We start from the raw sequence: 25,119 nt of genomic DNA on the forward strand, positions 1-25,119 counted from the left end.
TGGCGGGTCGAGACCCGCCATTTTCGTTTGTTTGTTGTGTGGTGCGCTTAGGAGAAGTCGAGCGCCCGGTCGCCGTTGGCGTCCTTGATGCGGGTCGGAAGACCCATGCCGTTCAGCAGGTTGAGGAACGGTTTGGATGGCAGTTCTTCGACGTTTGCCATCTTTTTCACGTCCCACTCGCCGGTTGCGATCAGCATCGCAGCCGCGACGGGCGGCACACCAGCGGTATAGGAAATGCCCTGGCTTCCGACTTCGTTATAGGCGTCCTTGTGGTCCGCCACGTTATAGATCAGGACTTCGGTTTCCTTGCCGTCCTTGGTGCCCTTGACCAGATCACCGATGCAGGTCTTGCCGGTATAGTCCGGTGCCAAGGAGCTTGGGTCGGGCAGGCAGGCCTTGACGACCTTGAGCGGCACGACTTCGAGGCCCTCGGCCGTGGTGACCGGTTTTTCTGACAGCAGGCCGATATTGTTGAGAACCGTGAAGACATTGACGTAGTGATCGCCAAAGCCCATCCAGAAGCGGACGTTGGGCACGTCAAGGTTCTGGGACAGGGAATGGACTTCGTCATGGCCGGTCATGAAGGTCTGGCTTTCGCCGACAACCGGCATGTCCCAGATCTTTTTGACTTCGAACATCTTGTTGGCCTGCCACTGGCTGTCCTGCCAGGAATAGACCGTGCCGGTGAATTCGCGGAAGTTGATTTCCGGGTCGAAGTTGGTGGCAAAGTATTTGCCATGGCTGCCGGCATTGATGTCGATGATGTCGATCGAGTCAATTTTATCGAAGTAATCTTCGACCGCCAGTTTGGCATAGGCGTTCACCACGCCCGGATCGAAGCCGACACCGAGGATCGCGGTAACGCCAGCGGCCTCGCACTCGGCGCGGCGTTTCCATTCATAGTTGGCATACCATGGCGGGGTTTCGCAGATTTTGTCCTGCTCTTCATGGATGGCGGTATCGAGATAGGCGACACCGGTTTTGATGCAGGCCGACATGACCGGCATGTTGATAAAGGCAGAGCCGACATTAATGACGATCTGGCAGCCGGTTTTTTCGATCAGGGCCGCAGTGGCATCAACGTCGGTGGCATCCAGGGCGTGACCTTCAAGAACGCCGGGGTTCTTAAGGTTTTTCTTCTCATGGATGCTGTCGATGATGGACTGGCACTTTGATGCCGTGCGCGATGCGATATGAATATCGCCAAGCACGTCATTATGCTGTGCGCATTTATGTGCAACGACCTGGGCGACGCCACCTGCGCCGATAATCAGAACATTCTTTTTCATGTCGGGCCAAAAACTCCCCTGTTTTGAGAGGTGGGGAAACACTTCCCCGGTTCGCTATGAAAACTGCGCTTTCGTGTTTTACGAAAGGCTCGAAACGTAGTCGTCAAAACTGAACTCACGCACAACGCGCTCTGTTCCGTCGAGTTCCCGGATCACGATGGACGGCATGCCGACCCCGTTAAACCAGTTCTTTTTCACCATGGTGTAGCCGGCCGCATCCTGAATGGAGATACGGTCGCCGACCTTGATCTCGTTTTCGAAATCAAATTCGCCAAATACGTCGCCGGCAAGGCATGACTTGCCGCAAATCATGTAGGGGTGATCGCCCGTGTTCGGCAGGACCTTGGCATTTTCACGATAGATCAGAAGATCAAGCATGTGGGCTTCGATCGAGCTGTCGACGATGGCAAGGTTTTTGCCGTTAAACAGGGTATCAAGCACGGTGACCTCAAGGGTGGTGCTTTTGGTGATCGATGCTTCGCCGGGTTCGAGATAGACCTGCACGCCGAATTTCTCGGAGAATGCCTTGAGCCGCGCGCAGAATTTATCGAGCGGGTAATCTTCGCCGGTGAAATGAATGCCGCCACCAAGGCTTACCCATTCAACGCGCGCGAGAAGCGAGCCAAACTTTTCCTCGATATTGCCCAGCATCTGATCAAACAGATCAAAGTCGGCATTTTCGCAGTTATTGTGGATCATGAAGCCGGAAATGCGGTCCATCACCGCTTCGACCTTGGCGACGTCCCATTCACCCAGACGCGAGAACGGGCGGGCCGGATCGGCGAGATCGAAGCTTGAGGTCGAGACCTGCGGGTTCAGGCGCAGACCACGCACGATGCCCGATGCCTGATCGGTAAAGCGGGTCAGCTGGCTGATGGAATTGAAGATGATCTTGTCGGCATTCTCAACCACTTCAGTGATTTCGTCATCGGAATAGGCGACGCTATAGGCATGCGTCTCCTTGCCGAATTTCTGACGGCCCAGCTTGACTTCATAGAGCGACGAAGACGTGGTGCCATCCATATAGTCCGACATGAAGTCAAACACCGACCAGGTCGCAAAGCATTTCAGCGCAAGCAACGCCTTGGCACCGGAATGTTCGCGCACATAGGCGATCTTTTCCATGTTGCTTTTAAGCTTGGACTTGTCGATCAGATAATAGGGCGTTGCGGGCATGGACGGCTCTCTACAACTATGTCACGGGGAATGCGGGTGAACTCGGAACGCGCGATCACGCTGTCAGGTTCCGGGTTTGGGCAAAATCACCAAATTGGTGGGGGCAACCGGCTTTTCTAGTGGTCAGCCTGACGGTGCGTCATCCAATAGACGGAGACAGATAAACTGTATTCATTCATCAGATGCCTCCATCCTTCGGGTTTGCCAAATGCGTTTTGCTGCGTCCCAATAGCAGCGGGGGCAGGGTCGGTCAATACTGCAATGTCGCCTTTATTAGGCGATTTCGCGCGTCTGTGCATGTTGTGGTTTCATGACGGTTTGATCAAGGGGCAATCGCATTGATTTCGAAGGGCCATTGCCCCATCTGTTGATCATGGGGCGCATTCATGATTACCATCAAGGTGTCGCGCCCGTAACACGGATACATTCAGACGGAGGAGGCCCCATGTCACCTGCACCTGTAAGTGTCGACCATCTTGCATTTCCGACCCGCGATCTTGAGGCGACCGACCATTTTTATTCCAAAGTGGTGGGCGCAACACTGGTCCACGCGGAAAGTGGCTATAGCCCGTCGTGGAAATCCGATTATTTGCTGATTACCTATGCGCTGCCCGATGGCACGCGCCTGTCCTTCTTTGACTGGCCGGCCGATACCGGGCCTTATCCGGATGATCCAAACATGCCCGATGATGTGTTTCATATCGGGTTGCGCTGTTCTGCCCCGCGCGATGTGATCGCCTGGCAAAACCATCTGTTCCAGCACAAGGTGGTGTATCACAGCGAAGATGACGGCAAGTCGCGCCGGTTATTTATGCGCGATCCCAACGGCATTCGGTTTGAAATCTTTGCCTCTGAAATTGCCAAATCCGGCGAGGATCATGAAGGAAACGCGCGTTCCGTCATGGGTGAATGGCAAAAGATTGCCAGTGCCTGAGCTTAGCGGTGCCTGAGATTGCAGATGCCTAAGAGGGGCCGCTAATTGGGGCATGGACCCGTACTTTGACGGACGATCAGTTCGGTCGGGATGATCACCGGCCCGGTTTCGCCGTGCGACGGCGGTGTTTTTGAACCCAGACGATCGAGAAGCAGGGCAATCGCCTGTTCGCCCAGACGGCGGCGGGGCTGGCGCACGGTGGTGATCGGCGGGTCATAGGCCACGGCATGCGGAATATCGTCAAAGCCGACAACCGAGAGGTCGTGCGGGATGCGAAGCCCGACTTCCTTGGCAGCCACAATCACCCCGATCGCCATGCCATCACTGGCGCAACACACGGCCGTTGGTCGGGTCTTTGGATCGGCCAGAAGCGCACGACCGGCGGCAATACCGGAATCGATGGAAAAATCGCCGCGATAAATCAGGCCTGGCTCGTGGGTGATGCCGGCCGATTTCAGGGCGCGGCGATATCCGGTCACGCGGTCCGTGGTCAGGATATTGCCCGTCGGGCCACTGACATGGGCGATGCGGGTATGGCCGAGATCAATCAGATGGTTGGTCGCAACAAAGGATGCCTCGTCATTATCAATGATGACGGTTGGCAAGGCACATCCCGGAATGCGTTCGCAGGCAATCACCACGGGTGGTGTGGCGTTTGCCGGGGCCTTGGCAAGCGGTGCCGGAAGCCTTCCATTGAGCAGGATCATCGCATCGGCCTGATTGCTGCGCAGATAGGCGGCATAGGTTGCTTCGCGTTCGGGATCGTTTTGCGTGTCACCAATCAGGACGTTGTAGCCCGCCTGGCTGGCACCCTTTTCAATGCCGGACAGAATCGCCGAAAAGAAAGGGTTTCCGATATCAGGCACCAGCAAAAGAATCATCCCCGAACGGTTCAGACGCAGGTTCCGGGCCATGACATTGGCGGTGTAACCGGTCGCGGCGATGGCGGTTTGCACTCTTTCGCGTGTGGTTTCGGAAACCACATTGGGTTTGTGCAAGGCCCGGCTGACAGTGGCAATAGACACCCCTGCCTGGCGGGCAACATCTTCAATCGTCGCGATTTTTTCAGTCATTCTTCTTCCTACTCCGCCGGTTGCAGGCTGTCCAGCGGCATTCGACGCCCGGATCGGCAGGTGATTTTGATCACTCCGAGCAAAATGTAAAGGTTTACATCGAAAATGAAAACGTTTACACAGAGCTTAATCAAGAGTTGATCGCAAAAAATGCGACGCTAGGGAGGATATATTCATGACGGATGCGGCTGTTCACGCCGTTAATCCCGATCAGCAGGCGCGCGTGCGGCTGTCCGGTCGGGAGATTTGCAAGTCATTTGGCCCGGCACAGGTGCTTTTCGATGTTTCCATCGATCTGCACGCAGGGGAAGTGCATGCGCTTTTGGGTGAAAATGGTGCGGGCAAATCGACGTTAGTGAAAATCCTGTCTGGCTATCATCAGCCGACCAGTGGTGCGCTTAGCCTTGATCAGGCCGAAGTCACGTTTGAAGACAGTGAAGTTGCCGAAAATCACGGTGTCATCCTGATCCATCAGGAACTGAACCTGGCCGAGCAACTGACCGTCGAAGAGAACATTTTCCTTGGCCGCGAGATCAAGCGGGGCTGGTTCCTTGATAAGGCGGCGATGCGCGCGGAAGCCAAAAAGCTTCTCGATCAATTACAATGCGATGTCGATCCGCGCACACGCATCAAGGATCTTGCGGTTTCGGACCGTCAGATGGTCGAAATTGCCAAGGCGCTTTCCAAAAATGCTGATATTCTTATCCTTGATGAACCAACCGCGGTCTTGACCGGGCGCGAGGTTGATATCCTGTTTGATCAGATCCGCCGCCTGCGCGAACAGGGTGTCGCGATCCTTTACATTTCCCACAAGCTTGACGAGATCAAGGCGATTGCCGACCGGGTAACGGTTTTGCGCGACGGGCGCCTGATCACGACCGAACCGGTGGCGGATGTTGAAAAAGACGACATGGCGCGCCTGATGGTCGGCCGGGATATCAAACAGATGTTCCCCGACCGCGCGCCGGTTGAGGCCCATGATGTGGCCATGTCTGTCCGCAATGTATCCGTTGAGGGCCAAGTGCGCGACGCCAGCTTTGATCTGCGTCGCGGTGAAGTTCTGGGCTTTGCCGGGATTGTCGGCGCCGGGCGGACAGCCTTGATGGAAGCCATCATTGGCCTGCGTGACAGATCATCTGGCGAGATCGAACGCAATGGCGAGCCGGTTTCGATCCACAGCCTGCAAGACGCCAAGAAATGCGGCATTGCCTATCTGACCAAGGATCGCAAGGGCAGCGGGTTGTTGCTGAATATGGATATGCGGCCCAACCTGACTTTGCTGGCACTTGAAAAATTCGGGACCGTGATCCTCAATCGCAAGGCCGAAGAAGCCGCACTGGCAAACGCGATCGAGGCCTTTGACATTCGCGCGGCCGACCCGAAAGCCAAGGTCGGTGATTTTTCCGGCGGCAATCAGCAAAAGCTTCTGCTGGCGAAAGTCATGGAAACCGACCCGGAAGTCGTGATCATCGACGAGCCGACGCGCGGCATCGATATCGGCACCAAAAGCCAGATTTATCATTTCATCGGCGATCTTACCAAACGCGGTAAATCCGTCATTCTCCTGTCGTCTGAAATGCCGGAAATGCTTGGCCTGTCTGATCGTATCGCGGTCATGGCGGCGGGCCGTATTACCGGCATTCTCGAAGGAAACGACCGCAACGAGCATGAAATCATGCGGCACGCGACAGGAATTTCAGGCAAGCAGGGAGTGTCTGTTCATGAGTAGCCTTGAGCGCTCTGAAGCTTCGACTTCGAGTGGTTTCAATATCGATTTCAAAGCCTTGGGTCCGTTTTTGGCCCTCGTTGGCCTGTTTGTTCTGGGCACGGGTATTAATGACGCGTTCCTGAGCGGCGGCAACCTTTCGAACATTTTCACCCGCGCGGCCTTTATCGGCATCATCGCGGTGGGTGCGACCTTTGTGATCACCGCGGGCGGCATTGATCTTTCGGTGGGCTCGATGGCGGCGTTTATTTCGGGTGCGATGATTGTTGTGATGAATACACTTGTCGCAACGCTGGGGGCCGGGATCGAGACGGTTTTGATCGGTGTGGTGCTGTCAGTTTTGCTGGGGATTGCGGCCGGGGCCGTTAATGGCCTGGTCAGCACCAAGGGCAAGATCGAAGCGTTTATCGTCACACTTGGCACCATGGGGATTTACCGGTCGCTTGTGACCTATATGGCCGATGGCGGGACCCTGTCGCTTGATTTTGATGTGCGCGGTGTTTATCGCCCGGTCTATTACGGCGACATTCTGGGCATTCCTGTGCCGGTGCTTGTGTTCTTTGCCGTGGCGGTTGCGGGCTATGTTTTGCTGAACATGACGCCGTTCGGGCGGAAATGCTTTGCGATTGGCTCAAACGAACAGGTTGCGCGGTATTCGGCAATCCATGTCGACCGTGTGAAGACCCTGACCTATGTCATTCAGGGGCTGTGCGTATCGGTTGCGACCATCATTTATGTGCCGCGTCTTGGGTCTGCTTCAAGCTCGACCGGGGTGCTTTGGGAACTTGAAGCGATTGCTGCCGTGATCATTGGTGGCACGATGCTTAAGGGTGGCTATGGCCGGATCTGGGGCACGGTGATCGGCGCGATCATGCTGACCACGATTGGCAATATTCTGAATTTGACGGATGCGATCAGTAACTATCTGAACGGAGCAGTTCAGGGGCTGATCATCATCGTTGCGGTATTCCTGCAGCGCGGGGACTGGCGACGCAAAAAGAGCAAATAACCGGCGATCAACGTCCGGGAAGAATGTGAAAACGCATCATTTTTTTGATCAGGAGGAAACATTGATGAAAACGTTTACAAAATATCTGGGGGCCGCCTGTGTTCTGGGCCTTGGTTTGGCATCGACCGGTGCAATCGCACAGGAAAAGATCAAGATCGGGGTTTCGATCCCGGCAGCGACCCATGGTTGGGCAGGTGGCCTGAACTGGCATGCCGAACAGGCCGAAAAGCGCATTGAGGCAACCTATCCCAATATCGATGTCATTGTGGTCAGCGCGAATGGTGCAACCGAACAGGCCAACGATCTTGAAGATCTGGTGTCGGTTCAGAATATCGACGCGTTGGTCGTCTTGCCGTTTGAGTCTGATCCGCTGACCGTTCCGGTCCAGCAGGTCAAACAGGCGGGCAAGTTTGTCACCGTGGTTGACCGTGGTCTTTCGCTTCCGGGGATTGAAGACGTTTATGTTGCGGGCAACAACCCGGAACTTGGCCGTGTTTCGGGCGAGTACATTCGTGAACGTCTCAATGACGAAGGCAAGATCGTTGTTCTGCGCGGCATTCCGACCACGATCGATACCGAACGTGTGGACGCATTTGTCGAAGCGCTTGACGGCTCGAACATCGAAATCCTTGATATGAAACATGCCAACTGGAACCGTGATGACGGCTATGAAGTAATGCAGGACTTCCTGTCGCGCTTCCCGGAAATCAACGCGGTCTGGGCACAGGATGACGACATTGCCCTTGGCGTGATCGAGGCGGTCAAACAGGCCGATCGTACCGATGAAATGTTCATCGTTGGCGGTGCGGGCATGAAAGACATCATCAAACGCGTGATGGATGGCGATGAACTGACCCCGATTGATGTTCTGTATCCGCCGGCAATGATCGCAACTGCGATGGACGTGACCGTTATGAAGTTCACCTCCAATGCGCCGGTTGAAGGTCGCTATATCCTGGGTGCGACCGTTGTTACCCAGGAAAATGCCGAGAACTTCTATTTCCCGGACAGCCCGTTCTAAACGAACTTTGGTTGGGACAAGCACTCTTGCGTCGGGCGGTCGCCGCCCGACGCAGCCCGATTTCCACTGAATTCCACTGATTTCCACCAGAACGCAGTTAAAGAGGTCTGAGATGAAAACGCTTAAGGGACCGGCGATCTTTCTGGCGCAATTTGCCGGCGACGAAGCCCCGTTCGACAGTCTTGACGCGATTGGTCGCTGGGCGGCGTCACTCGGCTATAAAGGTGTTCAGATTCCAAGCTGGGACAAGCGCCTGTTTGATGTCGAAAAGGCCGCCGAAAGCAAGGATTACTGTGATGAAGTGATCGGTAAACTTGCCGGGCACGGCGTGCAGGTGACCGAACTTTCAACCCATCTTCAGGGCCAGCTTGTGGCGGTCCATCCCGCCTATGACGAGATGTTTGACGGTTTTGCCGTGCCAGAAGTGCGCGGCAATCCAAAGGCGCGTCAGGAATGGGCGGTCAAACAGGTCAAGGCCGCGATCAAGGCTTCGCAACATATGGGAATCAACGCCCATGCGACATTTTCCGGCGCGCTGGCCTGGCCGTTTGTTTATCCCTGGCCGCAACGCCCGGCCGGATTGATCGAAACCGCGTTTGACGAACTTGCCAGGCGCTGGACACCGATCCTGAATGCCGCCGACGAGGCGGGTGTTGATGTTTGCTATGAAATCCATCCGGGCGAGGACCTGTTTGACGGGGCGACGTTCGAGATGTTTTTGGAACGGGTGAAAAATCATCCGCGCGCCAACATCCTGTATGATCCGAGCCACTTCGTGCTTCAGCAGCTTGATTACCTTGATTTCATCGATATTTACGCTGATCGCATCCGGATGTTCCACGTCAAGGATGCCGAGTTCAATCCAACCGGCCGACAGGGTGTCTATTCCGGGTATCAGGGCTGGGTCGATCGTGCGGGCCGGTTCAGATCGCTTGGCGACGGGCAGGTTGATTTTGGCGCCATTTTCTCGAAGCTTGCGGCGATTGATTTTGATGGCTGGGCTGTGCTCGAATGGGAATGCGCGCTCAAACATCCCGAAGACGGTGCCCGCGAAGGGGCCGAATTCATTAAAAATCACATCATTCGTGTGACAGAGAAAGCCTTTGATGACTTTGCCGATGGTGGCACGGACGAGGCGGCCAATCGCCGCATCCTTGGCATCGACTAGCTACATCACGGGCAATACTCGTCCATTTCGACTTTGGAGGCAGATATGAGCAAACAAACATCGCTTGGCCGTCGTTTGCGCCTGGGCATGGTTGGCGGCGGGCAGGGGGCCTTCATCGGGGCCGTTCATCGCATCGCGGCACGACTGGATGATCGCTATGAACTGGTGGCAGGTGCGCTTTCATCCAAGCCCGATGTCGCAGCGGCCTCGGCGGCAGAACTGTTTATCGATAGTGATCGCAGCTATGCCAGTTTTGAAGACATGGCCAAGCAGGAAGCCGCGCGTGAAGACGGCATTGATGTCTGCGCGATTGTGACACCCAACCACCTGCATTTCCCGGCCGCGATGGCGATGCTGAATGCCGGTATTCATGTGATTTGCGACAAGCCGCTTTGCATGACCGTCGATGAGGCCGAAAAGATCGCGGCCAAGGTCAAGGAAACCGGACTTCTGTTTGCCCTGACCCACAACTACACCGCCTACCCGATGGTGCGCGAGGCGCGCCAGATGGTGGCCGATGGCAAGCTTGGCAATATCCGGCTGGTGCAGGTCGAATATCCGCAAGGCTGGATGGCAACCAAGGTCGAGGATACCGATAACAAGCAGGCCAACTGGCGCGCAGATCCGGCCAAGGCCGGGATGGGCGGCGCACTTGGCGATATCGGAACCCATGCCCATAACCTTGCGAACTTTGTGTCTGGCATGACGCCGAGCGAACTTTGTGCCGATGTTGATGCCATCGTTGAGGGTCGCAAGCTTGATGACAATGTGCAGATCCTGATGCGTTATGAAAATGGCGCGCGCGGCATGCTGTGGGCAAGCCAGGTGGCGATTGGCCATGAAAACGGCCTTCGCCTGAGGATCTATGGTGACAAGGGCGGCCTTGAATGGGCGCAGGAACATCCAAACCACATGCATTTCCGCCCGCTGGACGGCCGACCGGAATTGCTGACCCGCGGTGGGGCAGGCATCGGGGCAGAAGGTCTTCATGGTGTGCGCGTGCCACCGGGCCATCCGGAAGGGTATCTTGAAGGCTTTGCAAACCTTTATACCGATTTTGCCGATCAGTTGGTTGCGCATCTGGGGGGTGAAAAGGCCGATGCCGCCGCCATGTTGGTGCCCGGCGTCAAGGAAGGTCTTGAGGGCATGAAATTTGTCGAAGCCGTCGTGCGTTCCGGTCGGGACGGGGCCGTTTGGGTCAAAATGTGATCATTTCGCGCAATCGGGAAATCTGGGGATTTCCGTGTGCGCGAATTCACCATTGAAACGTGTTCTTCCCGTCCGGCGCTCTGTCGGCATTGAGCCGCAGCCTTATTGGTTGCGGCTCTTTTTTTGTTTTGGTGGAGGTTTTGCGGCCGGTGAAACGGGAGGTGTGAACTGCTTTACATTGGTTGTTTCTGGGGCAACTCCAAAATAACGGGCTGTTCTGAATTTTAGGATTTGAAATCAACGGCTTGAATATCCAATGGCGTGAATATTATGGCTTTCGCGCGCCTTGTGGTTTTCCACGAAGTGAAAAAGACTTGCCTCTTGGTTGATCCCCTATTGCTGGATTTTCCGTAAAGGTGTTTCCTTAGGGTCAGTACCCATTACTTTGATTTGAATGGCAGACGTTATATTTGCGAAATCCAAGGAAAAGCTCGCAGGGCGGGCTGGGGCCCGGCCAAGGGGTTTGACGCCGAAGTTTGCAAATATAACGTCTGTCCTTCGGATTAACCGGATTTGCACGGGCTACTTTGTCGTAAAACCTTGAAAGATGTATATCTTCCTGCGGTTTTGCTCCGCGTATCCGCACAAATCCGGTGAACCATTCAAACCAAAGTAATGGGTACTGACCCTAGACCATAAAAAATAAGACTACTTTCAGGGAAATCACCGGGAGCGTCCGCATGCCCGAGAAGCCAAAGCTTCTGATAACGCGACGATTGCGTGATGCCGTTCAGGCACGCGCCGCGCGGGACTATCAGGTTCTGACCAATGCCGAAGATCGCGTGTTCACGCGTGAGGAGCTTATTGAAAAGTGCCAGCAGGTCGATGCTGTCCTGCCGTGCCATTCCGAGCATTTTTCGGCTGATGTCATTGCCGAACTGCCCAAGAGCCTCAAGATCATTGCCAACCATTCGGTCGGGGTGGATCACGTTGATCTGGCTGCGGCCAAGGATGCCGGGATTGTCGTGACCAACACGCCCGATGTGCTGTCCGATGCCACCGCCGAGATTGCCATGCTGTGCATGCTGGGTGCGGCGCGTCGCGGGGCCGAGGGCGATGCGATGGTGCGGGCCGGGAAGTGGGATTTCTGGTCGCCGGCCTTTATGGTCGGGCGTCAGGTCACCGGCAAGCGGTTTGGTGTTCTGGGCATGGGCCGGGTTGGTCAGGTCGCGGCCGAACGGGCGCGCGGATTTGGCATGGAAGTCCATTACCACAACCGTAAGCCACTGCCTGATCATATGGCCAAGGGCGCAATTTTCCACGAGACGGTCGAAGACCTGTTTGCCCATTCCGACGTGCTGTCACTGCATTGCCCGTCAACGCCAGAAACAAAAGGCATCATCAACAGCAAGACAATTGCGATGCTGCCTGACCGCGCGATCCTTGTGAATACAGCGCGTGGCAACCTGGTGGACGAGGATGCGCTTGTGGCCGCCCTTCAAAGCGGAAAGCTGTTTGCAGCGGGCCTTGATGTGTTTTGCAACGAACCCGGTGGAAATCAACGGATTAGCGCGTTGAATAACGTCTTTCTGTTACCACATATAGGGTCTGCTACCGAAGAAACGCGTGATGCCATGGGGTTTCGCGCACTTGATAACCTTGATGCCTATTTTCAGGGGAAAGAACCCGGCGACCGGGTGGCGTAGAAGGCGGGAAGACTGCCTGCGTCCAGTTTGTTGAAGTCTTTAACAATAACAAAATGCGCGCCGTTTTTGCGGTCCCGGAACGGACCAAGCGCATCAAAAATGGTCTTGGATATCAAGATCAGGGGCTTTTGAAGGCTGACAGTTACCGATTGTTTCCCGCCAATGGTGGACGGCAAACAACGGTATATCTGGGAGGAAAAATGGAAATGAAAACCAAATCTGAAGACGTGAAGTCCAAGGAAGTATCCCGTCGTTCGTTCCTGACCAAAGGGGCGACCGGGGTTGTGGCGGGTGGTGCTGCGGCAACCGGGATGTTTGCGGCACCTGCTGTCCACGCGCAGCCGGCACCGATGGTTCTGAAGATGCAGACTTCCTGGCCGTCATCCGACATCTGGATGACCTTTGCCCAGCAGTATGTTGACCGTGTTGAAGCCATGTCGGGTGGTCGTCTGAAAATCGACCTTCTGCCGGCGGGTGCTGTTGTTGCTGCCTTCCAGGTTCTTGATGGCGTCAATGACGGCGTGATCGATATCGCCCATTCCGTGCCGGTTTACTGGTACGGGAAGAACAAGGCGGCATCGCTGTTTGGCACCGGTCCGGTGTTTGGTGGTTCCGCAACCACCATGCTGAGCTGGTTCTATGCTGGCGGTGGTGAAGAGTTCTATCGCGAACTGACCCAGGATGTGATGGGGCTGGATGTTGTTGGTCTGCTTGGCTTCCCGATGCCAGCACAGCCGTTCGGCTGGTTCAAGGAGCAGGTCAACACCGTTGCCGATATCGAAGGCTTCAAATACCGCACCGTGGGTCTGGCAGCAGACCTTCTGCAGTCGATGGGCATGTCGGTCGCACAGCTTCCGGGCGGCGAGATTGTGCCAGCGATGGAACGTGGCGTGATCGACGCGTTCGAATTCAACAACCCGTCGTCTGACATGCGCTTTGGTGCACAGGATGTTGCGAAGAACTACTATCTGTCTTCGTACCATCAGGCATCGGAAAGCTTCGAGTTCCTGTTCAACAAATCCCTGATGGAAGACCTTGAACCGGATCTGCAGGCGATCCTGCGTCACGCGGTTGAGGCGGCGTCGACTTCGAACACGGCGCTGGCGATGGACAACTATTCCTCGGATCTGCAGAAATTGCAGGATGAGGGCGTGGAAGTTCACCGGACCTCGAAAGAGATCCTGGCCGCACAGCTTGAAGCCTGGGACAAACTGATCCCGACACTGGAAGAAGATCCGTTCATGAAACGGGTTCTCGACAGCCAGCGTGCCTGGGTCGAACGTGTGACCTTCTATGAACTGATGAACTCGCCTGATTATCAGCTCGCTTATGAACACTACTTCCCGGGCAAACTGAAACTCTGATCCCTGTTTCGGATTTCAGTGTTTTGATGATCCTGACTGCTCCGTTGGCCTGATCTTTTGGCTGGCGGAGCAGTCAATACGCGAACGGACAGGATTTCATGATTGGATTTATTGAATTCGCGGACAAGCTTTCGGCCTGGTTTGGCAAGGCCTTTGGCTGGTTGATTATCCTCATGACGCTTGGCATGAGCTATGAGGTGGCATCGCGATACCTATTTAATGCGCCAACCACATGGTCGCTTGATGTGTCATTTATCATGTATGGCACATTGTTCATGATGGGTGGGGCCTATACCCTGTCTCGTGGCGGGCATGTCCGCGGCGATTTCCTTTATCGTCTGTGGAAACCCACAACCCAGGCCAAGGTTGATCTGGTTCTTTATATCTTCTTCTTCTTCCCGGGTGTGACCGCCCTGATCCTGTCGGGCTGGAAATATGCCGCCCGTTCTTGGGGCTATGGGGAAGTAAGCGTGAACAGCCCGGCGGGTGTTCCGATCTTTCAATTCAAGGCAGTGATTGTCGCAGCCGGCATTCTTTTGTTCATCCAGGGCATCGCACAGGTGATGCGCTGCATTTTGTGTATCCGTGAAGGGTACTGGCGCAATGCAGACGATGATGTTCAGGAAACCGAAGAATTGCTGATGAAGCAAAAAGTGGCCAAGGAAGACTGATCCCATGACGATCAAGATCAACCAGAACGCTGAGCCATACGCGATACACGCCCCCGAACGGAGCAGCCAACGTGATTGACGCACATGTCGCCCTGATGATGCTGGGCATCTTTATTATACTGGTATTCCTCGGTTTCCCGGTTGCCTTTACCCTGATGGCGCTTGGCATCGGGTTTGGATATTACGCTTATTTCGATGCAGGCCGCATGTGGCGGGCCTTTAACCGGCTGGCCGAGGACAGCGAAACCCTGACCTCGGTGATAACGTGGTTCGAAGGGGCGTTTAACAACCGAATATTCGATTTGTTCATCAACCAGACATACACGGTGATGTCGAACGAAGTTCTGACCGCCGTGCCGTTGTTCCTGTTCATGGGCTATATCGTTGAACGCGCCAATATCGTGAACCGGTTGTTCTCCACCCTTAACATTGCGGCGCGTAACATTCCCGGATCGCTTGGCGTTGCCGCCCTGATTACCTGTGCGCTGTTTGCAACCGCAACCGGGATTGTCGGCGCGGTGGTAACCCTGATGGGGATGCTGGCGCTGCCTGCGATGCTTAAGGCGCGGTACGACAAAAGCTTTGCATCGGGCATCATTTGCGCTGGCGGGACGCTGGGCATTCTGATCCCGCCGTCGATCATGCTGATTGTTTATGCCGCGGCGTCGGGTGTTTCGATCGTGCGGCTTTATGCCGGGGCGCTGTTGCCGGGTCTGACCCTTGTTGGTTTGTATCTTTTGTACGTCATGGGGCGTGCAATGTTGCAGCCAAAGGCGGCCCCCCGTCCGACCAGCGATGAGATTCCGGAAGTGCCGTTGCCGAAAGTCCTTTGGATGCTGGCAACCTCGTTCTTCCCGCTGGCTTTCCTGATTTTGGCTGTTCTGGGATCGATCCTGTTTGGTCTGGCTACCCCGACCGAGGCAGCATCGATTGGTGCGCTTGGCGGGATGTTGCTGGCAGCCGCCTATCGGGCGCTGACCTTTGATCGCCTGCGTGAATCAGTTTATCTGACGGTGCGGACATCGGCGATGGTGTGCTGGCTGTTTGTCGGTTCCTATACGTTCTCCTCGGTGTTCTCTTATCTTGGTGGTGAACATGTGATTGCCGAGTTTGTCGGTGGTCTGGACCTGACACCGCTTCAGTTCCTTCTGCTGGCACAGTTGATCATCTTCCTGCTGGGCTGGCCGCTGGAATGGTCGGAGATCATCATCATCTTCGTTCCGATCTTCCTGCCGCTTCTGCCGCTGTTTGATATCGATCCGCTGTTCTTTGGCATTCTGGTGGCGCTGAACCTGCAGACCTCGTTCCTGACTCCGCCGATGGCGATGTCGGCCTATTACCTTAAGGGGGTGGCACCAAGCGGGATATTGTTGACCGATATCTTCAAGGGGATCATGCCGTTCCTGTTCATGGTGATCGTCAGCATGGTTCTGATGTACGCCTTCCCGCAAATCGTGTTCCATTTGCCGGATCTGTTCTATGGCGCACGTTAAGGGAGGGATGAGATGAGTAATATCAACCCGCTACTGACACTTGAAGTCGTCGAACTGCGCGACCGCCTTGCCAGCGGGGCGGTGCGCGCGGTTGAATATGTCGAAGCCTGCCTGGCGCGCATTGCCGAGATCGAACCACAGGTTCAGGCATGGGCATGGCTTGATAGTGATCATGCGATTGCCCAGGCTCGTGCCCTTGATGCGCGGCGTCAATCAGGTGCGCCGATTGGTCCGTTGCATGGGCTTCCTGTCGGTCTGAAAGATGTCATCGATACCGCCAAGATCCCGACTGAAAACGGCACCGTCCTTGATAAGGGGCGCGTGCCGGAAGAAGACGCGGTTCTGGTATCGCGTCTGAAGGCGGCAGGTGCCATCATTATGGGCAAGACGGTTTCGACCGAGCTTGCCTTCATGCATCCGTCCAAAACGCGCAATCCCCATAACCCGGATCATACACCCGGTGGATCATCGGCCGGGTCGGCAGCGGCGGTGGCAGCCGCCATGGTGCCGCTTGCTGTCGGGACGCAAACCGGCGGATCGGTAATTCGACCGGCATCGTTTTGCGGGGTTGTCGGGTTCAAGCCGAGTTTTGGCGCGATTGCCCGGACCGGCGTTCTTAGCCAAAGTCCGAGCCTTGATACAATCGGTGTTTTCGCCAATTCGATCACCGGGGCGGCGATGGTGGCCGAAAGCCTGTTTGGATATGACGCAGGGGACCCGGCAACAGAACCGAGCCCGACACCAAGGTTGGTCGATGTCGCCAAAAGCGATCCCTTGGTGACCCCGATGTTTGCCTTTGTCCGGCCACCGCAATTTGACGAGGTCGCGGACAAGGAAACCATCATGGCATTTCGTGAAATTACCGAAATGCTCGGCGATCAATGTTTCGAGGTCCCGTTGCCCAAGGCGTTTGAAGATGCAAATGCGCTGCGGGCCCGGATCAACTTTGCCGAAATGGCCAAGGATTATTACGGTTATGAAAAGCGTGGCCGTGATCATCTGTCGCCTGAAATCCTTGAGGCCATCGACAAGGGCAATGACGTCAAGGCGCGCGATTATCTGGCGGCCCTTGACTGGCGCAAGGTCCTGAATGCCGGGCTAGACGAAGTGTTCAATCGCTGTGATGCGATCATCACGCCTGCGGCCACGGGCCCGGCACCGGCCAACCATCAGACCACCGGCAATCCGATCTTTAACGGGTTGTGGACGTTCTGCGGAACGCCCGCCGTGACCATCCCGCTTTTGTGGTCAGAAGGCGGGATGCCGATGGGCGTGCAGCTTGTTGGTCGCATTGGCGATGATGCGCGTTTGATGCGGACCGCCAACTGGTTGAAATCACATCTCAGCAGTCAGGAGAACGCATAATGGAAAACAGTCTTTTGAACCGTGCCATGGCACTTCTGTCCTTTGCTGTGCTTGTCGGATTTGTCGGCATTCTTGTCGGCTATGTCACCCGCTTTGACCTTGCGTTGATTGTAGCGCTGACGGTTGGTCTTGCCGGGTGGGATATGTGGCATGTCGCCATGGGCAACAAGGAAGACAAACACTGATCTGACGGGGAGTAATCCCTGAGGATGCAAGCAAACTTGCGGGACAGGATGATGATGATCCTGTCCCGCTTTTTTATTTGGCGGTGTTCGCGCGGGCCGGGTCACGCGGTATCAGACAGATACCGCGTCATAGCCAAAGCGTTTGGCGGCGATCTTTGTGATATCGCGGATCAGGGCAATTTCACCCTCATCGAATTTCGGCCGGTAGTAGTCCGGCGCATGAATGGTCGGCGCGACACGATCAATCAGGGCCTGAGCATCATCCAGTTCGACATGGTCAAACAGAGATGCGAGTTGCCGGGCAGGATCGGCGACCAGGTCTTCATAGCGCACGACCAGTGTCGCCTTTGCCAGATCCTTGTTCACGATCATCCGGTCGGCCAGATAATGATGCAGGTTGGACCAATACCGCGCCCAGCCTTCGATTTCATCGCCATTGGTCCAGAGCTTCATGATCGCGAAGGTTTCGTGCAAATCGCCGGTATTGATCGGGCGGCGGTCCAGTCCGAATTCGTAATGCCCGACGCGCTGCATATGGGCGATGGCGCGCGGGTTGTCGGCTTCGCCTGCGCAGAACAGTTTATGCTGCTTGATCAGGGATGCGATATGCCAGACCGGATCGCGCACCGGTAAGACAAACCGGGCATCGGGGAAAATCGACAGCAGATATTCCATGCGCGTGACCAGATAATTGGCCTTGGAAACATAACGCTGGCCGCCCCGAACATGGATCAGTTTGCGAATGTGATCGCGATAAAACTGTTCAAAACCCGGGTTGCTGATATGGCCATCGAGAACGTTGCTTTTGCCGATTTCATGCAGATTGTTGAAAAAGGCCATCCAGATCATTTCCTCGAACGCTTCGGGGCTTTCGGGGGTGACATTGATGCCATCTGCATGGGTGCGTTCGACCGCGACATTTTTCTTGCCGGGTGCCAGATCGACAAAGCGGTTCCACAGCCAGGGCGTGAAAACAGGCGGGTAATCGCGATAGCGATGGGTTGCCGCATCCGCGTGCCCGGCCAGTGTTTCAAGCAAAATGGTGCTGCCCGATCGGGCAAGACCGGCAACAAAGATCGGCTTTTCGATCTTGATATCTTCAATCGCGTCGGCGGCCAGTCTGGTTTCGAAATTGCCCAGCCGGATCCAGTGTTGCGGGTGGCGTGATACCAGCCCGCTTAGCCAGTGATCCCAGCCAGATACATGAAACGCATTGCTGTTTGATGCCTGTTTCGCGGTCGCATTGGTCATTCGATCCGAAACCCTTTCTTGATGGCAAGTGACCCCAGCAACAGGCTTATAAAGAATGTCAGTTCCCACCCGCGGGCCCAGTCCGGACCGGCAGAGAGGATTTCCTGACTTTGCAGGGCAAAGCGAAGCTGTGTGACCGGGGTGTCATCGGGCAAATAACCCGCCGGATTGCCGATCAGGCTGTTCCACCAGACTTTATGATGCATGACCGGAATGGGGGCTGCTGCCTCGACGATATGGCTGTGTCCTTCGATATGTCCGGGGATCTGGACAATCGGGCAGGCACCAGTGACCGCATCAGGGTTGCCGCCGATCTGTTCGATCTCGGTATCCTTGGGTTCTACGTCGATCTGAACCGGTTCGCCGGGCGGCGGGCAGCTATATCCGTATTGCCCGTCCAGCCAGACAATCAGGGCAAGAGCGGGAAGGGATGCCACAACCGCCGGGCCAATGACAAAGCCAACCAGTTTGAAGGATTTGGCGAGCTGCGCCTTGGCAAGTTGCATGCCCTGCCCGAAATCCTCGCCATCGTCATCGGACATGGCGCGCTGGGCTGCCTTGACTTCGGCCTTTACCTGCTTGATGCGGGTTTGCGGCGAGATCAGGCGATATAAAACCATGGACACGCCAGCACAGATCAACGCCCAGATCAGCACCCGGCCAAACGGACCAATGGCCGTTGCCATCAGGTCATCAAGGGCGGCAAATGCCGGGGCGGGCCAATCAAACAATCCCATGGCAAATAGTCCGGTATGAGTTCATCTGCCTGCCCAATCAGGAATTTTGATGTTCGGATGGGTTGGCGGTCGCAGGCTTTGCCGCGCGGTTTGCCTTGCGTTTGCGCATCATCTTGCGAAGCGGCCACATCAAAACAAAACCGACTGCAACGACGATTGCCGCCAAAACTGCCCACAAGGCGGATAGCAGGCTAAGTCCGGCACCCGGCCCGACATAGGCTTGGGCCGGAAAGGCAATCAGCATCATCGCGCCCGCAAGCGTTACAGTGCCAATGGTCAGAAATGTCTGGGATTGTTTGGCATTAGATGCCGGAATTATCGAGCTGTTCATTTGCGGTTTCATTGTGCTTCTCCTGCGTTGGAGGTGCCTGTATTTGAGGCGGGGGCGGTAGTGCGAAACAGGTCGGCACGCGCATCGCTGATGCGTTCGGCCTGTGAGACGACGGGGACGAGTTTCTTACCGGGATTGTCGGGATCATCGCGGCGGATCGGGTTGTGGAATTCCCAAACGATTTCGCCGCTATCGGTGACTTCCAGCAGGCGGCCGCCACTTGATTCCGTAATCAGCGTATTGCCATTGGCCAGACGTTGCTGATCGGCACGAATGTTGCTGTCAAACTTCTGATCGGCGTTGCCCTTGTATTGCCAGGTGATGGCGTTTGTTTGCGGATCGATTTGCAGAATGCGCGAGAACCCGGCATCGGGATCGGCAAACTGTCCCTGATTATCGAACAAAAGGATTTCGCCATTGGGCAGAACATCCGGGTCATGTTGGCCGAGCCACGGCCCACGCGTTGCCCAGGTGATCTTTTCCGCATCCATATCCAGAACGGCAATGATGCCAAGATCGCGGAAGGACAGAACGACATCGCCCGCCTTGCCATAGGCAAAGTTGGCGGCTGTTTTGTCGTCGATCAACTGGATCGTGTTGGTGTGAAGGATGTCTTCATTGGCAAAATACGGCGCGAAATCGACCATGTTGGCGTAGTTGGACTTGATCAGCGCATCAAGGATCGAGACGCGTTTGATCTCCTTGCCATCGGGTGACAGGATCACGGCAAAATCATCAAGGCGCGGCGGCCTGAGTTGTTTGCGGTTGGGATAGGTGTTGAAGCGGAATTCCTGTGTCAGCGCATAAACACGCCCATCATCGGCGATGGAAAAATCATGATGCGCGGTGCCAAGATATTTCCAGATCGGTTTTGAATTGCGATCTATCTTGGCCATGCCATAGCCATAAGGCGTGTCACCAGCCGCGGTATACTGGACAATCAGATTGCCATCCGGCGCCATCTTGGCCGTATGCCAATGCATGAATTCATCTTTTTGCGGATTGGGGATCGGGGATGTTTCATCGTGAATGGCACTGAACGGCATCCGCCATTCATGGACGATGTTGCCATCCATATCGATGAGAACCGCATGCGGCCCATCGCCCGATGAATACAGTGTCAGGCCATCCTGTGCCTTGTCCTGGTCGTGGATGGTGACACCGGTTTGATCGGTGCGCGCCGGTGACCAGAAATCAAGCCGTTCGACATCGGTATATTTGGTCCGTTGTTCCCAAAGTGCTGTTCCGGCACGCCAGGCATTTTTCAGAGACTGGTACGGCGGAACTTCCGCCAGTACCACAAACGCGCCAAGCCCAAAGCTGATCGCGGCAATTCCGATCACAGAAGCTGTGAGAAACAGGCGATCACCGGTATTGGTGGTGTTGGACTCTTCGTATTGACCAGTATCAGGCACGCATAACCTCCGTGTATTTTGACAGAAAGGTTACGCAGACGTGCGGGCAAATTTACGGCGATTTTATCGGTAATTGCGGCGAATTGGTCCGCAATTAGCCGCGAATTCGCCTTAAACGTTAATTGTTAATATGAACAATCATACCGTTTTTTTGGGGCGCGGATGCAGACGGGGCAGGAAAAATCATCCTGCCCACTGGTCCGGTTTTATTTGCGTTCGGGGGGCTCGACCAGATTTTCAATCGGGGTGATTGAGGTGGTTTTGACCTTTTTGGTGACGATATAGGTGAAATAGCGGTCAATCCCGATATTGGACACCAAAAGCCGGTCGATCAGACGTTGATAGGCATCAACGTCATGACAGAGCACCTTGAGCATGTAATCCACCCCGCCGCCAAGCGCATAGCATTCGACGATTTCGGGGATGTCTTGCACGGCGCGTTCGAAAATCTGGAAGTCGTCATGCTGGTGATGACGGAGCGTTACTTCGGTCAGGACCAGTGTCGGTTTGACCAGCTTTTCCAGATTGATATGGGCGTGATACCCCGAAATAACCCCAAGATCTTCGAGGCGTTTGAGCCGTTCCCAGCACGGGCTTGGCGAAAGGTTCACCGCCTCGGCCAGCTTGACCTTGGTGATGCGCCCTTCGCGTTGCAGGGTTTTGAGGATTTTCAGATCGAGCTCATCAAGCCGGACCATGGTCAGAGCACCTCGGCAATCACAATCAAACAGTCACCCGTTTTGATCAGGCCCTGGAAATGGCGGCATGAAACGATGCCTGCGCGCGGGGCATAATATTCACGCGGCGGGGTGCCGGTGCGTTCGACATCATAAATGCGCGCGATCAGATCGCCTTCCTTGACCCTATCGCCCAGATCAACGCACGGCTCATACAGGCCGGATGCCTCGGATGCGACAAAGCAACGGTCATCGGGCATATCAAGCATGGTTGTTCCGGTCGGGCTCGGTTCAATTTCACCCTTGAGGATGCCGGCATGAATAAGGATGTTGCGCACACCGCGATCGGCAATCGCGACACGTTCGGCCGTGGTTGAACCGCCGCCACCCAGTTCGGTGGTGACAAAGGTTTTGCCAGCTTCCTCGACCACGGTGTCAAACATGCCAACCGCATCAAGTTCGAGCATCATCATCGAATAGGGGGCGCCAAATGCCTTCATAGCCGCAACGCAACGTGCTTCCTGTTCCTTGTCGGGCAGGACGTGGGCCGCCGCGAACGGGATGAAATCAAGCGTCTTGCCGCCAGAATGGATATCAAGAACGATATCGGCCTCGGGCACGAGATAACGGAAGATATAATCGGCGATCTTTTGCGTCACCGTGCCATCGGGTTTGCCCGGGAAGGACCGGTTCATGTTGCCGGCATCAATCGGGGATGTCCGAGATGCACTGCGAAATGCCGGATAGTTCATGGCTGGCAGAATGATCACACGACCGGTGATTTCACCTGCCGAGAGGGATTCCGCCAGTTTGAACAGCGATACAAGGCCTTCATATTCGTCGCCATGGTTGCCGCCGGTCAGAAGGGCGGTGGGGCCATTGCCATTGCGGACCACGGTGATCGGGATCATCACGGCACCCCACGCGGAATCATCACGCGAATAGGGAAGTTTCAGAAAGCCGTGGTGAATGCCATCCTGATCAAGCGGGATCGTCGGGCTGATGGGCGATGGTTTTGTCATGGTCGTATCCTTAAAAAGCCTGACTTCGCGACCGTCGTCGTCAGGCTGTGGCGTCGGGTCGCGCACACCATGACCCGCGCAAATGTCGCGATGTCATGGCGTGCGGAACGGTTTTTCAGGGTCAGTTTTTGACAAACAGCTGTCGTGGATAGCTGGTCAGGGTTTTCGACCCGGTTTCGGTGATCATCATGCTTTCGGTGATCTCGATGCCCCAGTCATCAAACCAAAGGCCCGGCATGAAGTGGAAGGTCATGCCCGGTTCAAGAACCGTGCGGTCACCGGGGCGCAGGCTCATGGTGCGTTCGCCCCAGTCCGGCGGATAGGAAAGCCCGATGGGATAGCCACAGCGGCTGTCTTTTTCGATGCCGAATTTCTGCAAGACCCCAAAGAAGGCGATGGCGATGTCTTCGCAGACATTGCCCGGTTTGGCGGCTTCAAGCCCGGCCTGAAGGCCTTCGATCAGGGCACTTTCGGCATCCAGGAACCGCTGATCGGGTTCGCCAAGGAAAATCGTGCGCGACAGCGGCGCATGATAGCGGCGGTAACAGCCGGCAATTTCAAAGAAAGTCCCGGCATTGCCCGGAACGGGTTTTTCATCCCAGGTCAGATGCGGTGCACCGGCATCTGCGCCCGATGGCAGAAGCGGTACAATCGCCGGATAGTCACCGCCAATGCCATCAACACCGGCGATCCCGGTACGGAAGATTTCCGCAACCAGTTCGTTCTTTTTCATGCCCGGTTCGACGATTTCGAAAATGCGTTCATGCATGTTTTCAACAATGCGGGCGGCTTGCCGCATATAGAAAATCTCGGTCTCGGATTTGACTGCGCGCTGCCAGTTTACAAGGGCCGTGGCATCGGAAAACTTGGCGTTTGGCAGATGGGTCTGGAGCTGCAGGAAGGCCTTGGCAGAGAAATAGTAGTTGTCCATTTCCACACCGATACGGCGCGACGCCCAGCCACGATATTCGATCACCTCGGCAAGGTAGTCCATCGGGTGATGGGTGGTCGATTGCACATAGTAATCCGCATAGGGAATGATGCGGTCATGCGGCATATAGACCGTGCGTTTTGCCCCGTTGGCATCCTGCGAACGCCCGAACCAGATCGGGTCGTCTTCGATTGGAACCAGTACGCATTGATGGACATAGAACGACCAGCCGTCATAGCCGGTTAGCCAGGCCATATTTGACGGATCGGTGACGATCAAAAGATCGAGCCCCTTTTCCACCATGGCTTTTTTGGTTTTCTCCAGGCGCTCGGCATATTCCTCACGCGTGAAATTCAATTCTACCTGGCTCATCGCAGGCCTCCAGATAAAGGCGGGGTTTCAGCTACCTGACCCATTTTCCTTTTGTTGTTACGAGATGACCTCGGTTCCGGCAGATGCTGCTTCGCAGCGGCTGCGGGCGAGGGTGGCGATTGCGGTGTCTTGCACACCGGTTCCGGTCAAATCACAGACCGTAGTCTGACCCGCACTTGTCCTGCCGGTCAAGGATTGGGCAATGATTTGGCCGAGTTCGGGGAATGTCGCGTCAGTTGGCACCACACCGGCATCAATGGCGTGATGCAGTTCGCCAAGAATGCGTGTCTGTGCCTGACTGTCGCTGACATAAAGGTCGGCCTGCCCGATCAGGGCAGGATCAATTTCGTTTTTGTGTTCGGCATCGGACCCCATCGCCGTCACATGCGTGCCCGGCTTGACCCAATCGGCCATCAGAACCGGTTCGCGCGCAGGCGTCGTGGTGACGATGATGTCAGCATGGCTTGCGGCGTCCTTGCCATCCGTGGTGACGGTCACCGGAATGCCCAGTTCAAGTGATGCCTTTTTGGCACACGCCTCGGCCTTGGCGATGTCACGCGCCCAGATCGTCGCCGAGGTAATATCGCGCACAAGTGTCAGTGCCTTAAGCTGCAAGTGGGCCTGTACGCCAGCACCAAAGATGGCGGCATGTTTGGCGTCTTCGCGGGCGAGATGCTTGGCAGCAACGCCACCGGCGGCGGCAGTGCGCACATCGGTCAGATAGCCGTTATCGAGCAAGACGGCTTCCAGCAGGCCGGTTTTCGATGAAAACAGGTTCATCAATCCGTTGACCGATGGCAGGCCGAGCTTGGGATTGTCAAAGAAGCCCGGGCTGATTTTGATGGCGAAGCTGTCGATGCCCGGCACATAGGCGGTTTTGACATCGACCTCGCCATTAAACTCGTCAATATCCAGACGCAGGATCGGCGGCATGCGGACATCCTGTGTCGCAAGCGCCTTGAACGCGCCTTCGACACAGTTGATGGCATCCATATCGAGATCAATGACCTTGCGCAGGTCGGTTTCGGTCAGAATTCTGATTGTCGGCATGGTT

General features: G+C 55.6%; 23 protein-coding genes. 12 read left to right on the forward strand and 11 right to left on the reverse strand.

The features are described 5' to 3' along the window. Positions 1-47: 47 nt before the first annotated feature. Entirely contained in the window at positions 48-1,289 is a 1,242-nt protein-coding gene (locus AUQ41_RS04530) for a saccharopine dehydrogenase family protein (protein WP_063086974.1), read from the reverse strand. 78 nt (positions 1,290-1,367) lie between these two features. Continuing rightward, complete coding sequence (nspC, locus tag AUQ41_RS04535; RefSeq protein WP_063086975.1) at positions 1,368-2,465, reverse strand: carboxynorspermidine decarboxylase; 1,098 nt, start codon at positions 2,463-2,465, stop codon at positions 1,368-1,370. A 445-nt stretch (positions 2,466-2,910) separates the two neighbouring features. Between nspC and AUQ41_RS04540 the strand changes: the two genes are divergently transcribed. Continuing rightward, on the forward strand, positions 2,911-3,399 hold the full coding sequence (locus AUQ41_RS04540; protein ID WP_063086976.1) for a VOC family protein: 489 nt from the start codon (positions 2,911-2,913) through the stop codon (positions 3,397-3,399). Positions 3,400-3,440: 41 nt separating this feature from the next. Here AUQ41_RS04540 and AUQ41_RS04545 read toward each other — a convergent pair whose 3' ends face one another. Beyond that, positions 3,441-4,472, reverse strand: coding sequence for a LacI family DNA-binding transcriptional regulator (locus AUQ41_RS04545; protein WP_063086977.1), 1,032 nt, complete (start codon positions 4,470-4,472; stop codon positions 3,441-3,443). A gap of 175 nt (positions 4,473-4,647) precedes the next feature. On the opposite strand from AUQ41_RS04545, the gene AUQ41_RS04550 reads away from it, so the two are divergent. The 11 genes from AUQ41_RS04550 (at position 4,648) to AUQ41_RS04600 (ending at position 17,329) form a co-directional block, all read left to right on the forward strand. After that, entirely contained in the window at positions 4,648-6,201 is a 1,554-nt protein-coding gene (locus AUQ41_RS04550; protein ID WP_063086978.1) for a sugar ABC transporter ATP-binding protein, read from the forward strand. Further along, on the forward strand, positions 6,194-7,207 hold the full coding sequence (locus tag AUQ41_RS04555; protein ID WP_008890019.1) for an ABC transporter permease: 1,014 nt from the start codon (positions 6,194-6,196) through the stop codon (positions 7,205-7,207). The genes AUQ41_RS04550 and AUQ41_RS04555 overlap by 8 nt, the downstream gene beginning before the upstream one ends. 64 nt (positions 7,208-7,271) lie before the next feature. Beyond that, entirely contained in the window at positions 7,272-8,228 is a 957-nt protein-coding gene (locus AUQ41_RS04560; protein ID WP_040823275.1) for an ABC transporter substrate-binding protein, read from the forward strand. A 112-nt stretch (positions 8,229-8,340) separates the two neighbouring features. Beyond that, positions 8,341-9,396, forward strand: a complete 1,056-nt coding sequence (locus tag AUQ41_RS04565; RefSeq protein WP_008890021.1) for a sugar phosphate isomerase/epimerase — start codon at positions 8,341-8,343, stop codon at positions 9,394-9,396. 45 nt (positions 9,397-9,441) lie between these two features. Continuing rightward, positions 9,442-10,605 carry a Gfo/Idh/MocA family protein gene (locus AUQ41_RS04570; RefSeq protein ID WP_063086979.1) on the forward strand — a complete coding sequence of 388 codons (1,164 nt, stop codon included), beginning with the start codon at positions 9,442-9,444 and terminating at the stop codon, positions 10,603-10,605. A gap of 680 nt (positions 10,606-11,285) precedes the next feature. Continuing rightward, a complete protein-coding gene (locus AUQ41_RS04575) occupies positions 11,286-12,251 on the forward strand; it encodes a D-glycerate dehydrogenase (protein ID WP_008890023.1) in 966 nt (321 codons plus the stop codon). A gap of 206 nt (positions 12,252-12,457) precedes the next feature. Beyond that, positions 12,458-13,615 carry a TRAP transporter substrate-binding protein gene (locus AUQ41_RS04580; protein WP_143588782.1) on the forward strand — a complete coding sequence of 386 codons (1,158 nt, stop codon included), beginning with the start codon at positions 12,458-12,460 and terminating at the stop codon, positions 13,613-13,615. A gap of 98 nt (positions 13,616-13,713) precedes the next feature. Further along, a complete protein-coding gene (locus AUQ41_RS04585) occupies positions 13,714-14,286 on the forward strand; it encodes a TRAP transporter small permease subunit (RefSeq protein ID WP_008890025.1) in 573 nt (190 codons plus the stop codon). Positions 14,287-14,357: 71 nt separating this feature from the next. Beyond that, positions 14,358-15,779, forward strand: a complete 1,422-nt coding sequence (locus AUQ41_RS04590) for a TRAP transporter large permease subunit (RefSeq protein WP_008890026.1) — start codon at positions 14,358-14,360, stop codon at positions 15,777-15,779. Positions 15,780-15,791: 12 nt separating this feature from the next. Continuing rightward, entirely contained in the window at positions 15,792-17,144 is a 1,353-nt protein-coding gene (locus AUQ41_RS04595) for an amidase (protein ID WP_063086980.1), read from the forward strand. Continuing rightward, entirely contained in the window at positions 17,144-17,329 is a 186-nt protein-coding gene (locus AUQ41_RS04600; protein WP_008890028.1) for a hypothetical protein, read from the forward strand. Before AUQ41_RS04595 ends, AUQ41_RS04600 begins: the two co-directional genes overlap by 1 nt. A 111-nt stretch (positions 17,330-17,440) precedes the next feature. On the opposite strand, the gene AUQ41_RS04605 is transcribed toward AUQ41_RS04600, so the two are convergent. The 8 genes from AUQ41_RS04605 to eutC form a co-directional block, all read right to left on the reverse strand. Then, positions 17,441-18,580 (reverse strand): sulfotransferase, encoded by a 1,140-nt coding sequence (locus tag AUQ41_RS04605; RefSeq protein WP_063086981.1) that lies wholly within the window; start codon positions 18,578-18,580, stop codon positions 17,441-17,443. Further along, a complete protein-coding gene (locus AUQ41_RS04610; RefSeq protein ID WP_063086982.1) occupies positions 18,577-19,317 on the reverse strand; it encodes a hypothetical protein in 741 nt (246 codons plus the stop codon). Before AUQ41_RS04610 ends, AUQ41_RS04605 begins: the two co-directional genes overlap by 4 nt. 37 nt (positions 19,318-19,354) lie before the next feature. Further along, entirely contained in the window at positions 19,355-19,660 is a 306-nt protein-coding gene (locus AUQ41_RS04615) for a hypothetical protein (protein ID WP_063086983.1), read from the reverse strand. Then, a complete protein-coding gene (locus AUQ41_RS04620; RefSeq protein WP_063086984.1) occupies positions 19,657-21,063 on the reverse strand; it encodes an arylsulfotransferase family protein in 1,407 nt (468 codons plus the stop codon). Before AUQ41_RS04620 ends, AUQ41_RS04615 begins: the two co-directional genes overlap by 4 nt. Positions 21,064-21,269: 206 nt before the next feature. Beyond that, positions 21,270-21,761, reverse strand: a complete 492-nt coding sequence (locus AUQ41_RS04625) for an Lrp/AsnC family transcriptional regulator (RefSeq protein ID WP_008890033.1) — start codon at positions 21,759-21,761, stop codon at positions 21,270-21,272. Positions 21,762-21,763: 2 nt separating this feature from the next. Then, on the reverse strand, positions 21,764-22,762 hold the full coding sequence (doeB, locus tag AUQ41_RS04630; RefSeq protein ID WP_063086985.1) for a N(2)-acetyl-L-2,4-diaminobutanoate deacetylase DoeB: 999 nt from the start codon (positions 22,760-22,762) through the stop codon (positions 21,764-21,766). A 121-nt stretch (positions 22,763-22,883) separates the two neighbouring features. Continuing rightward, positions 22,884-24,065, reverse strand: coding sequence for an ectoine hydrolase DoeA (gene doeA / locus AUQ41_RS04635; protein ID WP_063086986.1), 1,182 nt, complete (start codon positions 24,063-24,065; stop codon positions 22,884-22,886). Between the two features lie 57 nt (positions 24,066-24,122). Then, positions 24,123-25,115, reverse strand: a complete 993-nt coding sequence (gene eutC, locus AUQ41_RS04640) for an ectoine utilization protein EutC (protein ID WP_063086987.1) — start codon at positions 25,113-25,115, stop codon at positions 24,123-24,125. Between the last annotated feature and the right edge of the window lie 4 nt (positions 25,116-25,119).

It is taken from the genome of Thalassospira sp. MCCC 1A02898 (assembly GCF_001618185.1).
In the GTDB taxonomy this organism is placed as follows: domain Bacteria; phylum Pseudomonadota; class Alphaproteobacteria; order Rhodospirillales; family Thalassospiraceae; genus Thalassospira; species Thalassospira tepidiphila.